Raw genomic sequence first — 13,785 nt, 5'->3', positions numbered from 1 at the left:
TATTCTCCCCTTACCAAGATCCATACCCGTATAGTAGACCAAACAACATGGCCGTGAGCACAGAAAATAAGATGCGTTGTGTTCGATTTTCCTCATCAGGCAATCCGACGACACCAGAGACGACGAATCCACCTAGTAAACCACCCGCGTGTGCAAAATGATCCAAGTTCGCACCCAATACGAACGCGAGTCCTACATTTAATCCTAACATAATAAAGAGCGGAGGTCCGAGTGTCTTCATAAAGAGCGAACGATCCCGCAGTCCAAAATAGAGTAAGGCACCGACCAAACCAAATAAGGCTCCTGATGCCCCCGCTGAAATGGATTCACTGAACGCGTACGATGCTGTCGTCGCTAAAATCCCACCGACCACGTAGATGATGAAAAAGCGGAGGGAGCCGTACATTCGTTCAACGAGCGGACCAAGTGACCAGAGCGCAAACATATTGATGGCAAAATGGAACCATCCGATATGCAGAAACATTGGCGTAATTAACCGCCACCATTCCCCTTCTTCGATGAGTGGGTTCACTTTCGCACCGAATGCGATCAACGTGTTCGGGTCGAATGTCGAACCGACTGATTCAGCTAGCCACATGACTAAAAACGTGATGAACATCAAGCCGTAAACTACTTGCGGTTTACCAAAGGAGAATCGTTTCTTTAACTCCGCTTTCTTCTTTCGATCCATTGCAACCGCGAGCAGTCGAAAACGGTCGTCCTCCATCGTAGGTGTACAAATCGAGCGAGATACTGTCACTCTCGCTGGAATCGGGAACGTCATGGAGTCGACCCGCTCTTCATCAACGAGACGGTCACCATATATGTGAATCGTCAAACGCTTTCGTCCAATACGAGACAGACGAAAGGCGCTCAAGATTGCGTTAATGTCAGTACCGACATGATTCGCCCACGCTTTTTCAGTTTGAACGTATAAGTCATAGCGATCACCTGCTTTTGTATCAAACAAGATGACTGCACGGGACGGTTCTAATATCCCTTCGATTCGTCCACCGTTCTCGACCGCTTGATAAATGTCTTCCCAGAAGCAAGTCGCCAACAAAATCCCTCCTCTCTCATTCTATTGTAAATCACGTTGTACCTCACGACAAAGTCGTGGCTTGCCTCAAACGTACAAAAAAACCCGCAACCTTTACGGCTACGGGCACTCATATATCGCAATTACAAGACAGGTTCCATCGTTTTCATTAGGACGTTCGCAGAATGTTGCATTTTTTGATGTTCTTCTTCTGACAACTCAATCTCAACGACCTCACGCACGCCCTGACGGTTGATGATTGCCGGTACCCCGATATGAATATCGTGTAAACCGTATTCCCCATCAAGATGAGCACCGACTGTCAGCAACGTGTTCTCATTACGAAGGACCGCTTTGACCAAACGGAGTAATCCGAGTCCAATGGCATAGTATGTCGCACCTTTACGTTCGATGATGTGATAAGCCGCATCACGTACGTTCACATATATGTCTTCAAGGTCTTGCCAGTTATATTCATCATGCTCTTCAAGTAACTGCTCAACAGACTTTCCATAGATACGAGCATTACTCCAAGCAGCAAACTCAGTGTCACCGTGCTCACCCATGATATAGGCATGACAGTTACGTGGGTCGACATTGAAATAGTCGCCAAGCATGTAACGTAAACGCGACGTGTCGAGTACAGTTCCTGAGCCGAAGACGCGATGTTTAGGTAGTCCTGAATACTTCCAAGCCAAATGTGTCATAATGTCGACCGGGTTTGAGGCGATAATGATAATGCCATCAAAACCAGAATCCATAATATCTGAAATCATCGATTTCATGATCTTCGCATTTTTTTCGACAAGGTCAAGACGAGTCTCACCTGGACGTTGCGGTGCACCTGCAGTAATGACGACGATGTCTGCTACACCACAGTCTGCGTAATCCCCTGCCCATACACGCATCGGTGAAGACGCGAACGAGACGCCGTGGTTCAAGTCCATCGCTTCCCCTTCTGCTTTTGCCTTGTTGATGTCAATGATGACGAGTTCTTCACAAAGGCTTGCTGTCGTTAACTGGTACGCAAAGCTCGCTCCAACTGCCCCTGCCCCTACAAGTGCGACGCGCGTTACTTTAGCATGATTTAATGTTTCCATATTGATTCTCCACCCTTCGATCAATCTGTTTCATGTTTTTGTTATCTCTGTTACAACAAGATTGTAACATCATTCACAAACCCTAACTACAGTGGAAACCGTTTTCACTTTGGCGATATTGTGACAACATTCACATTCATTTGAAACATCTTCATTTTCTGTACTACCCTCATCCGAATACCAAAAAACAAATAGACGCCGCTCCAAGAACGGATAAAAAATTGACTGCATCATTCCCTAGCACACGCCACCCTGACACATATGTTGTAGGAACTTGATGATGAACTTTCTTTTCCGTCAGCTTTCCACAAACTGTACAGCGAAACTTCCGTTGAACCGTCGCCCCGAGCAATGTATCGATGACACTCCCACTCAGTCCGATTCCCCAAAGCGCCAACAGTAATGTCATATCCAATTCAACAAACAGGAGAGAAGAGCAAACAATCACGAATGCGCCTACAATCGACATGACCGTCCCAAATGTTGAAACGGCACCGCTCGTTCCCGGCTCAACTTCTCTAAACGTGAACATGAAGCGCGGTTTACGTTTTGCGAGGACACCGAATTCAGATCCCCACGTGTCACTCGTCGCTGCCGCAATGGACACGATGTACATATAAAGATAGACGAGGTCATCTGTCAGTAAGTAACCGAGGGCACAGAGAATCCCTACCCCACCGTTTGCTAACACTTGAATGGCGTCGCGCGCTCCCGTTTTTTCGACAATGTCATCTACATTTTGTTTATCACGAGATCGATATTTTGATGCAAGTGAAGATGTCGAGAAGAATACGCCGAGTAAATAGAGGCCGAACCAACCAAACGATAACCCGATCAATACCCCCGTCACCACTGTCAAGAAGGCTCCCGAGATCGTCAAGGAGCGTAACCGATACCCGAGAAAGGCGACGATACAAGTTACAACAAATATGGCGAACATTGAATCATCTCCTTTTCTGTCACAATCCACTGAACAGGTAGATCATGTGGTTCAGTCGGTACTTGATCGACCAATTGAACGGAGTACGCTAATGAAACCGTCTCCCCTTCATATGTACGTAAAAATCGGTCATAGTATCCTCCACCCCAACCGATTCGATATCCAGACCGGTCAAATACCCTTCCCGGGACAAGACAGAGGTCGATGCTTTTCGTCGTCGGCGGGGTCGTCGGCTCCAAAATATTCATGACGCCTGTCTCAAGGTCATCTACTGAATGAATAATATGAAACGTTAACCCCTGCTCCGTTACTTTCGGGACGCACACCGTTTTTCCTGCTTCAAACGCTTCATGAATGATTGGCGATGTATCGATTTCAAGCGGAAGTGACGATGTCACGGCAATCGTCTGGCTTTCTTTCCACATCTCTGTTGCGAACAACTGCTGATGGATGATTCGGTCAACTCGTTGGCGATTATTCATTTGTTTAATATACTGATGAACCGTTCGTCTTAACGCTGCTTTGTCTTCCACAACGCATTCCTCCTTACAAAAAAAGCCGCCACATATGTGACGGCCGGTCCCTCATTACTTCACTTCGCGGTAAAGCGTGTGACGACGGAGACGTGGGTTGTATTTGCGCAACTCAAGGCGCTCTGGGTTGTTACGTTTGTTTTTCTTCGTGATGTACGTGCGATCGCCTGTTTCTGTGCAAGCTAATGTAATTTTAACGCGCATTTCTTTCACTCCCATCTTAATGATGTTGTATCAAGTGCTTTTGCTTTACAGTCTAAGCATACTCAATTATCCTACCAAGTTTCTTATGAAAAAGCAAGGTTATTTCACGTTCTTTTTCATTGATTCCTGTCCGTAAGGAGAAGATTCAAGAGGTAGGCATGTGTTGACATTCTCGCTTACTTTATACCATTGTTTCAGGTCGTTCATCGAGAGCTCTTCGCCGACATAAACGTACTCCGCTGACGAGAACACACTGTTTTCAATACGATGGATCGCATCGAATAAACCACCGTGCCCGTGCGGGTTCCGTGTCGCTTCAAAGGACAACATAGTTGAGTATAACGGAAGCGCAAGTGATTGCGCAAGTTCTCTTGCAGCAGGAATCGTCATCCAATCAAAGTGATGAATCACTTTGAATGATACCCGTTTCGAAAGTTCATGAACGAGTTTGACATACGCAATATTTTGCGTGGCAACCTGATTCATGACGTGCTCTAAAAATGGGCTAGTCGGACGAACTCGATACACATGAACGTTTCCGTGTCGTTCGTATTCCGGTAACTCATCGTGATACGGCGTCAGCACATAGACGGTTTCTCCCTCATTTGCTCTCGCCTCCACTTCCTCGACGACACGATGACCAAGTCCACCGACGATATGACCGTGATATTCGGGTGTCAGCATAAGAATTGCCGACTCTTCTGCATCTCGTTCAGTCGTCACGTAATAGTCGTGCGGGGAGAGGAATGAATCGACATCAAGATCTTCGTCTTGAAGGAATGGATACGCCGCATAATGATCATCGAGCAACTTGTTCGAGACAGTGCCTTGATAAAGCGCCGTTTCAAGTTCGGCGAAGAGTCGTGTATGCTCTCTGAAGCGTTCAGCCGCATACTGTGCTGTCGTTTGCCCATCTAAGATAAACGCCCAGTCACTCGATACAGCCAACACATAATGGCGAATCAATTGCTTTAACGCACGATTCGTCAAATCCGATTGATCACGATAATCTGCTACGTCTTTGACGAGTTGCATCTCCATCATATGCAGGTGACGGAGCATCCATTCATTTCGTTCATTAATCCAAACTTCACCGTAGCCTTTTCGTCCCCATGTGTTCATGGAAACATGGACGGTTTGTAAATCTTTGAAGTGACGCTCAAGAAAGATTGCTGGCGTGATCGTTTCGATTCCAAATTCTTCGAGTCGCTCTGCGACTTTCCCAAGAAATTCAGGACCTTCAAACCACCAGTGGCCAAACAATTCCGCATCGAACGGTGCTGTGACCAAGAACGGTGGGAACGTTTGTCCGCCATGTGCCTCCAGGTGCCCTTCTAACGTTTGAGCGAAGTCTGTCGCATGGTTCTCGATTTGATGTTCAGCCCACTCACGTACATAAAAGTCTTTTTGATCGGTGTCACCTGTGATGCGGTGCATTTTTAATCCTGTGTCGAATCGAATGCCTTCCGGATGCATGAACGATTGAATATAGTCCCAATCTCGGTCGTAGGCCAAATCTCGATAAAACTCTCGATAGTCAGGGTGACCTGGATATCCAATCATCGAACTCCAGATTTTACCCGAGATGATTTGGTCTCGTGGGAACAATGCGACACCGTGTGGAGAATAGACCGGAGCACCAATGCCTTTTTCAGGAGTCGGGTCCGCATCGAGCAATGCATGTTCATCGACAAACGTGTATCGAATCCCTTCTTCGTAAAGAATTCGGTCCACGCCTGGTGTATATGCACACTCTGGCAACCAAATCCCTGTCGGACGGAACCCGTAGTGACGTTCGAAACAGTTGAGACCTGTCCGAATTTCAGCCCGTGCCGCCTGCTCCGTGAAGAGATGTGGGTTGAAGCCGTGGGTCGCCGTACAAGTCACCATGTCGATATATCCCGCTTCACGATATGTACGGAACGCTTCATTCAAGTTTTTATTCCAATGAAGGAACGTATTTTTCAAGTCGTGATAACGCTGTTCATAGAAATGTAACGTCGACGTCTCCTCGTCCGTTCTTCCCTCTGAGAGTTCTAACGCAATCAATTCGAGCATCTCATCGATGTGCTCGACATATCGGTCTTGGATGAGCGGGTCTGCGAGCATTTCCACCACTGGTGGCGAAATACTGACTGTCCAATGCAATGGCCGCTTCAAGCGGTCAACTTGCCAAAGAATTGGAATATATGTTTCTGAGATGGCTTCATACACCCATCTTTCTTCTAATCGGTGCTTCTCTTCATGCCTAACGTACGGTAAATGAGCATGAAGGACGAGTGAAAAGTATCCTGGTTTCATGTAAGAATGTCCTCCTTAACGTACGTGACGATATGCCGCATATTTTGGTAATGTATCTAATAACTCAGGAGAATCTACTTCCCCATACTGCCAACGTCTCACCGGTTCCGCAAAACGTCCGATGCCGGCTGGTTCTGCACGCGGTGTATCAAGCGGTGCTGATGCCACGATTGGTAAAAATTCTCCCTCCATCGTGCGAATCCCGAATTCGAACACATATGTCGTATTCGGATCGAGAGGACGAACGAACCAACTATTCGTCATTTCAGGTAGGTCGAACGTATATGAACGATTTGCATGACCGCTCGCATAATCCAATAAGGTCACGTCTAAAATACGGAATGCTTTCGGTAGCTCTTCCCATCGTCTCATAAACTGAAGCTCTAACGTCTCTTTGACCAAATCAGACACTTCCCAGCACACATAAACCGAGTTCGGTGATTGCACGACTGCATGTAAAAAGTCGACGTTGTATCGGTCTGGCAACTGCCAGTATCCTTCTGGTCCTTTCGTAAGAAGTGGCGATACGTTCACATCACTCGTTTCTTTCGCTGTGGCGACTTGTTTACGCGAAGTTGATCCTGGCGCTTTAGCTTTAGCTTTAGCTTTAGCTTTAGCTTTCTTATTGCTCTTTTGTTTCACAGGGACAACTTCCTCCACCTCTTGTTGCTGATTTCTCCATTTTCGCCATGCGTATTGGACTTTGCCAATCGGGACGTCTAGTTCTGCCGCAATCTGTTTCAACGTAAGTCCTTGTTGCTTCAAGGATACGATTTTCTCTTCCATCTCTGTATGGCTCCCTTCATGTAAAAATCCATGTAGACTAGTATTCGCTCATTCTTTATGAATTCCTGCCCAAAAAAATAAAGAACAACAGCACTGTTGTTCTTTACCACTAATCTTATTGATTCAAATCATAATGTTTCCCTTTTTCAAGAAAAATTAAATGTTCTCCGAAGTTTGTCACGTGATCGCCCATCCGTTCGAGATATCTAGCGATGTTTGAGAACTCGTATACATCGTTCGTTCCGACCGTCATTGCCGGAAGGGAACCGATGTATTGTTTAATCACCGTTAGATTGATTTCGTCAATCACACGGTCCATTTCATTGAGTTCACGGACACGACTCACTTCTCCTTTACGATACGCACGCGTCGCCAATTCGAGCATGTCAATCAACTGTTCAGCCATCTGTTTGAGTGGTTGAATGTCATGTAAATAAGGAACATGTTCAATTCGCGTCACAGCTTTGGCGATGTTCGTCGCGTAATCCGCAATGCGTTCTAAGTCCGTCGCCGATTTCATCGTTACAATCAGACGACGTAAGTCAGTCGCAACAGGCTGTTGCTTAGCAATCAATAAAATCGCTTCGTCGTTGATAGTTAATTCTAAATCATCTAGTTCATTGTCGTTGTCGATTACCGTTTGCGCCAACTCAAGATCATGTTTTTCTAACACTTCGATTGCCGTCGCCGTTTGTCGCATCGTCAAGTTTGCCAAACGGACTACTTTATCTTCTAATTCAGTTAATTTCGTATCAAAAAATGTGCGATTTTGTGCCATCAATCTAGTCTCCTCCTTAACCGAAACGGCCAGAAATATAGTCTTCCGTCCGTTTGTCAGATGGATTCGAGAAAATCTTATCTGTTACATCGAACTCGACAACTTCTCCATTTAAGAAGAAGGCCGTTTTATCCGAAACACGGGCAGCTTGTTGCATGTTATGCGTGACGATGATGATTGAGTACTGCTCTTTCAACTCTTGAACAAGTTCTTCCACTTTCAATGTAGAGATCGGGTCAAGGGCAGATGTCGGTTCATCCATCAAGATGACGTCAGGTTCGATTGCTAGCGTACGAGCGATACAGAGACGTTGCTGCTGTCCACCAGAAAGTCCGTATGCGTTTTCGTTCAGACGATCTTTCACTTCATCCCAAATGGCAGCGCCACGAAGTGAGCGCTCGACAATCTCATCGAGTACTTTTTTATTTTTGATGCCGTGCGTACGAGGACCGTACGCTACGTTATCATATACGGATTTCGGGAACGGGTTTGGTTGTTGGAATACCATTCCGACCGATGTACGTAAATCTTCTACTTTATATCCACGGTCGAAGATGTTCCGACCATGATACAAAATTTCACCATTCGTCCGAACAGATGGTACGAGTTCTACCATGCGATTCAACGTTTTAATGAATGTTGATTTCCCGCACCCAGATGGTCCGATGATGGCCGTAACTTCATTCTTTTTAATATCGAGGTTGACGTCAATCAAAGCTTGGTCTTCGCCGTACCATAAGTTCAAATTGTTGACGACATAAGCGCTATCTTTTTTCATCTCAGTAGTTGTCGGTTCTGTCGTTGTTGTGTTCACGTTTTGATCTCCTTTATTGAGCTCTTGTTGTTTCATCATCTCGAGCTTCCTCCTCATTCATCTGCAAGAACGACTTAATGTCGGTTCGTATATTTGTTTCGGATATAAATCGCTACAGAGTTCATCGCAATGAGCATCGTCATGAGTACGATGATTCCTGCCGCGGCCAAGTTTTGGAATTCTGCTTGCGGTCGGCTCGTCCAGTTATAGATCTGGATTGGGAGCGCCGTAAAGTCAGAGAAAATACTGCTTGGTGTTGTTGAAATAAATGTTGCTGCGCCGACCATGATCAACGGTGCTGTTTCACCGATTGCACGAGACACGGCTAGAATGATTCCTGTGATAATCCCAGGAATCGCTGACGGCAAGACGACATTGAACGTTGTTTGCCATTTTGAAGCACCTAGCGCTAAAGAAGCGTGTCGTAACTCCATTTTGACTGCCCGTAATGCTTCTTGTGAGGCTACGATGACAATCGGTAAACTCATGAGTCCAAGCGTCAACGCACCTGCCATAACCGAGTTGCCTAATTCCATCACACGAACGAATATCGTTAATCCGAGCAATCCGAATACGATCGAAGGCACACCAGCCAAGTTCGAAATATTGACTTCGATAAATGAAGTCATTCGATTCTTCGGTGCGTACTCTTCTAGGTAGATTGCTGCACCGACACCAATGACGAACACCATTGGTACGATCAATAACATTAACCAAAATGATCCGATCAATGCAGGATATAGACCAGCATCTTCAGGGCGACGTGACGGGAAGTTACGTAAGAAATCAAGGTCGACCCAGCCCGCCCCTTTTGAGACGATGTCATAAATCAAAGTCGATAAGACGACTAATGCAAAGACAAGTCCTGCCAAAAAGACGTATTTGAAAATTTCATTCAGTTGTAAGCGGCGTTTGATTCGTTCAGATACCGTCTCACGATCCATCAGGTTCTTCGTATTCTTGAACTCACTGTTCGGTAAAGCCATATTAGTACTCCTCTCTGAAGCGGCGCGTCACCCAGTTTGCGAGCAAGTTCATCAACAGAGTGAAGACGAACAACAACGCACCGACCGCATAGATACTGTAATATTCGATTGTTCCGTAACCTGCGTCACCTTTTGCGATTTGAACGATATATGCCGTCATCGTCTGAATCGCATTGAGCGGATTGAACTCGAAGTTCGGTTGCGACCCACCCGCAATCGTTACAATCATCGTCTCTCCAATCGCACGGCTCATTCCGAGAACGATTGAGGCAATGATTCCAGATGTCGCTGCTGGCATGACGACCTTTGTCGCCACTTCAAGGCGTGTTGCACCTAGACCGAGCGCACCATCTCGAATTTTCTTCGGCACCGCACTCATCGCATCTTCAGAAATCGAAGCGATCATCGGAATAATCATGATCCCGACGACAATACCAGGACTAAGCGCATTGTAAATTTGAAGTCCTGGAATCAACGCTTGCAAAATCGGTGTGATGAATGACAACGCGAAGAAACCGAATACGATGGTCGGGACACCTGCCAACACTTCTAAGATTGGCTTTAATACACGACGCGCTCGCTCCGAAGCGTACTCACTCAAATAAATCGCAGACGCCAGTCCAAGCGGTACGGCAACGATCATCGCAATTACAGTAATTTGGAGTGTTCCCATCACAAGTGCCCATACCCCGAAGCGCTGATCTGCACTAAGCGGGTACCATTCTGTCGACCCTAAAAATTCAGCGACAGGCACTCGTTCAAAGAACTTGAATAGCTCAAAGCCAAGTGTGAACGCAATACCAATTGTCGTGACGACCGATACGAATGCGCTCAAGAATAATAAGAACGGCATGATTCTATCAAACACGTTCGTCGTACTATATTTCTTTTGTTTATTTTGTTGAATCATCTCTCGAATCGAGAGCTCTTTGTTTGGTTCATTCATCTCGTGTATCGCTCCCTACCTCTTCATACTAGAAAGCATGGCGAGAAGGTGAGAGTTACTCTCACCTTCTGCCACGTATCATTTTATTCTCCAGCGATTTCGTCGATCATCTTCGCGTTTTCATCGTAACGCGCTTGTTCCATACCGACATATCCAACTTCTTCAGCAAGTGCACCAGCATTTTCATTCATGAAGCGTGCGAAATCGGCTACTTGCTCTTTATCTTTCAATGAAGCGTTGTTGACATACGTGAAGATTTCACGTGAGAGCGGGTAAGAAAGGTCATTGATTGTTTCTGGAGTTGGCTCTACACCTTCGACTGCCATGGCACGTAATGTGTCTTGGTTTTCAATGTAGTATGCGTATCCGAAGAATCCGATTGCGCCTTCCGTTCCTGCTACACCTGTGACGAGGACGTTGTCGTCTTCTGACAATTGCGCGTCTTCACGAATGTCTGTATCGTCAAGAACAGCCTCATTGAAGAAGTCGAATGTACCTGAGTCTTTACCTGGTGCGAAGAATGAGATTTCTTCATCTGGCCAGTCTGAACGAACGTCTTTCCACGTTTTCACGCTTGTATCTGTCCACATTTTATTTAATTCTTCAATCGTGATATCTTGAGCCCAATCGTTCGCCGGGTTCACAACGAGTGAAAGACCATCAAGTGCGACTGAGAGTTGTGTGAATTCCACACCATTTTTCTCCGCTTCAGCTGCTTCTTCTTCTTTGATTTCACGTGATGCGTTCGAGAAGTCTGTCTCTCCCGTCACGAAGCGTTTGAAGCCACCACCCGTACCAGAGACACCGACCGTCACTTCAACTTCTGGTTGTTCAGCTGAATATTCTTCTGCGACTGCTTCCATGATTGGGAATACAGTTGATGATCCGTCCATGACGACTTTTCCTGATAGCGCATCGCCTTCAGCAGCGCCACTTCCTTCTTCATTGTTCCCACAGGCTGCACCTACGAGTGCGACCGAAGTGATTGAAGCGAGTAAAGCTGATTTTTTCATCCAAGACATTTGTGACGTCCTCCTTGAGTTTGCTTTGATTTTTGTTGTGGATCTGTTGTTCTGTCCTACAATTAATATCCTAATGAACTTCTATTAACGAGAAATAAACGGAACGTAAAAGAATTGTAAAGACAAAAAAAGAAGTCACCGAAGTGACTCCTTTCATTGAAGCATTGCATTCACATCTTCTAAGTTAAAGTAAGCTTTCATAATATCGTGCGCGACCCGCGTGTTGATTCCTTCCGCCATAAGTCCAGGCATGATGATCGCCCATGCGATTTCGGGGTCATCATACGGTGCCCAGCCAACATGGTTCGAGTTAAACGTCTCAATCGGCTTCCCGCTTGCGTCTCGTTTCGCTCGGCCATCTTCGTTTTCAGCGATGGCCTCTGCCGTTCCTGTCTTCCCGGCCGCAGTCATCCCTGTCTGTTGCAAAATCCGAGATGAACCCGATGCAGATTCAACCCCTTGACGATATCCTTCACGAACACGTTCGATATACTCGTCTTGAATATCGACTTTATTCAACGCGTTCGGTTGGAACGTGCTGACGACTTGTTTATTGTTTTCATCGAGCGAACCCGGCTCAATGATTTCTTTCAGTAAATGTGGCTGAATGCGATAACCACCATTTGCTAACGTAGACGTATATTGTGCCAATTGGATTGGCGTGTACGAGATATACTGTCCGATCGACATATCCATGAGAAGCGTGACACGGTCGGGAACGCTACGGAATCCAGTCGACTCGAATGGTAAATCAATTCCCGTCTCGATTCCGAGTCCGAACTGTTTATAGTAATGTTCCATCGTTTCAAATGCCTGTGTGACGTTTTCCCCGACAATTTGTCCGGTCGAATAATAGTCAGCCAAACGTAATGCGATTTGGAACATATAAATGTTTGACGACATCGCAAGTGCATCTAAATCGTTTATGTTCCCCATGTTACGGTAAGAAGCTTTGGTCGACGATCCGATTTTAATCGGCGCGTCATAAATATATTCTCCCGGCTCAACGACGCCTTCTTCAAATCCATAAGCGACCGTCGCCCCTTTGATGGTTGACCCGATTTGGCTGGCACGGAGTACGGTCCCTGTCGAGACATCTTTGAACTCATTCGTCTCTAAATCAAGCTCTTGCCCTGACAAAGCGAGTAGTTCACCCGTTTGCGGGTTCATGACGACAGCGAACGCGCGGTCGAAATGAGGACTTCCCGAACGCCCGGCCCGAATAGCCTTCTTCAATATCTCGTCGACTTCTTTTTGGAATTCGATATCAGTCGACAAAACGATATCTTTACCCGGGTTCCCGCTCACGCGAGTTGGTTCCCCGACCGGTTCACCTTTATACGTTGTGAACACATCGTATGCAGGCGTCCCGCGAAGGACGTCTTCATATTGTTGCTCTAAGTAGGACGTCCCGACACGGTCGTTCAGTCCATATCCTTTCGCCTGATAAGAAGCTCGTTGTTCGGCCGGGATTTGACGATAGCTTCCTAAGAAGCTTCTGAACGTCTCATCGAACGGATAGTCCCGTTGATAGTATGGCTCGACGCTCACGCCTGGTAACATTTCTAAGTTTTCTTCAATGACCGCCATCTCTTTTGGGCTTGCGCCGATTTTGATGACTTGTGGGTCGAGGGCATAGCCGCTCTCCATATTATGTTTGATCGCGATGATTTCTTCTGTCGCATCATCGAACGTGATCTCTTCTTCTGTGATGGAGTCGAGTAAGAGCCGGTCTACGTCTTGGTTGGACAATGCAGCCCGCTCGTCTTCCGGTAACTCCTCTAACAATGCTTGCGTACGTTCTTGAGCGAGTTCTGGATTCGTTGCAATCCAGTAATCCTTGCGGTCACGTTCCGTCATTTTGCGATCTTCTTTCGGAATATCGACGATTTCCGACAACTTTTTGGCGACATCTAAGCGTTCATCCGCTTTCGTCACTTGCGAACGACGGTACATGATCGAGTAGTTTGAAATCGTATCCGCAAGCACTTGACCGTTACGGTCATAAATCTTCCCTCGTGGTACCTCGTATTTAATCTTACTCGACTCAGTTTTTTGAACTTCACGTGCAATCAATTCCCCATTCACAATTTGAACGACGCCTAATCGAAAGATTAGCGTTGCAAATAGAACGAAGACGATGAAAAATAACAAATTTAAACGTAACGGTAAGTGGTTTCGCCGTTTCTTCGGCACTTTTACACGATTTTTTGCCAAGTCCGTTATCTCCTTCCACAATCGATTCCTTCTATAGTATAGCGTACACGGTCATCTACTATTTTGTCCGTTTTTCACTATATCATAATTTGTTTACAAATTAATGAAAGACACAAAAA

13 protein-coding genes are annotated in these 13,785 nt (G+C 46.1%); all 13 read right to left on the bottom strand.

What is annotated here, in order from left to right; translation table 11 throughout:
• Nucleotides 1-10: 10 nt before the first annotated feature.
• On the bottom strand, nt 11-1,060 hold the full coding sequence (locus AC5LIL_RS05885) for a rhomboid family intramembrane serine protease (protein WP_224861446.1): 1,050 nt from the start codon (nt 1,058-1,060) through the stop codon (nt 11-13).
• 122 nt (nt 1,061-1,182) lie between these two features.
• Nucleotides 1,183-2,139, bottom strand: a complete 957-nt coding sequence (locus AC5LIL_RS05880) for an L-lactate dehydrogenase (RefSeq protein ID WP_074033328.1) — start codon at nt 2,137-2,139, stop codon at nt 1,183-1,185.
• A gap of 169 nt (nt 2,140-2,308) precedes the next feature.
• On the bottom strand, nt 2,309-3,079 hold the full coding sequence (locus tag AC5LIL_RS05875; RefSeq protein WP_214782356.1) for a DUF92 domain-containing protein: 771 nt from the start codon (nt 3,077-3,079) through the stop codon (nt 2,309-2,311).
• A complete protein-coding gene (locus tag AC5LIL_RS05870) occupies nt 3,058-3,612 on the bottom strand; it encodes a 5-formyltetrahydrofolate cyclo-ligase (RefSeq protein ID WP_214782353.1) in 555 nt (184 codons plus the stop codon). The genes AC5LIL_RS05875 and AC5LIL_RS05870 overlap by 22 nt, the downstream gene beginning before the upstream one ends.
• A 54-nt stretch (nt 3,613-3,666) precedes the next feature.
• On the bottom strand, nt 3,667-3,831 hold the full coding sequence (gene rpmG / locus AC5LIL_RS05865) for a 50S ribosomal protein L33 (RefSeq protein ID WP_255313299.1): 165 nt from the start codon (nt 3,829-3,831) through the stop codon (nt 3,667-3,669).
• An 84-nt stretch (nt 3,832-3,915) separates the two neighbouring features.
• On the bottom strand, nt 3,916-6,117 hold the full coding sequence (locus AC5LIL_RS05860) for a 1,4-alpha-glucan branching protein domain-containing protein (protein WP_214782350.1): 2,202 nt from the start codon (nt 6,115-6,117) through the stop codon (nt 3,916-3,918).
• A 15-nt stretch (nt 6,118-6,132) separates the two neighbouring features.
• A complete protein-coding gene (locus AC5LIL_RS05855; protein ID WP_339962750.1) occupies nt 6,133-6,903 on the bottom strand; it encodes a DUF4912 domain-containing protein in 771 nt (256 codons plus the stop codon).
• Nucleotides 6,904-7,018: 115 nt separating this feature from the next.
• Nucleotides 7,019-7,681 (bottom strand): phosphate signaling complex protein PhoU, encoded by a 663-nt coding sequence (gene phoU, locus AC5LIL_RS05850; protein ID WP_214693037.1) that lies wholly within the window; start codon nt 7,679-7,681, stop codon nt 7,019-7,021.
• A gap of 16 nt (nt 7,682-7,697) precedes the next feature.
• Complete coding sequence (gene pstB / locus AC5LIL_RS05845; RefSeq protein ID WP_224862754.1) at nt 7,698-8,459, bottom strand: phosphate ABC transporter ATP-binding protein PstB; 762 nt, start codon at nt 8,457-8,459, stop codon at nt 7,698-7,700.
• A gap of 110 nt (nt 8,460-8,569) precedes the next feature.
• Entirely contained in the window at nt 8,570-9,481 is a 912-nt protein-coding gene (gene pstA / locus AC5LIL_RS05840) for a phosphate ABC transporter permease PstA (RefSeq protein ID WP_214693039.1), read from the bottom strand.
• Nucleotide 9,482: 1 nt separating this feature from the next.
• Nucleotides 9,483-10,427: a phosphate ABC transporter permease subunit PstC gene (pstC, locus tag AC5LIL_RS05835; RefSeq protein WP_214782345.1), complete on the bottom strand. Its 945-nt coding sequence runs from the start codon at nt 10,425-10,427 to the stop codon at nt 9,483-9,485.
• A gap of 83 nt (nt 10,428-10,510) precedes the next feature.
• The gene (locus AC5LIL_RS05830) at nt 10,511-11,449 is read right to left on the bottom strand and encodes a PstS family phosphate ABC transporter substrate-binding protein (protein ID WP_074033336.1); all 939 of its coding nucleotides are present in this window, start codon (nt 11,447-11,449) and stop codon (nt 10,511-10,513) included.
• Between the two features lie 153 nt (nt 11,450-11,602).
• Nucleotides 11,603-13,666 (bottom strand): peptidoglycan D,D-transpeptidase FtsI family protein, encoded by a 2,064-nt coding sequence (locus AC5LIL_RS05825; RefSeq protein ID WP_499825200.1) that lies wholly within the window; start codon nt 13,664-13,666, stop codon nt 11,603-11,605.
• Between the last annotated feature and the right edge of the window lie 119 nt (nt 13,667-13,785).

The organism is Exiguobacterium sp. RM11 (assembly GCF_059821525.1).
This window is presented reverse-complemented; position numbering and strand designations above follow the sequence as displayed.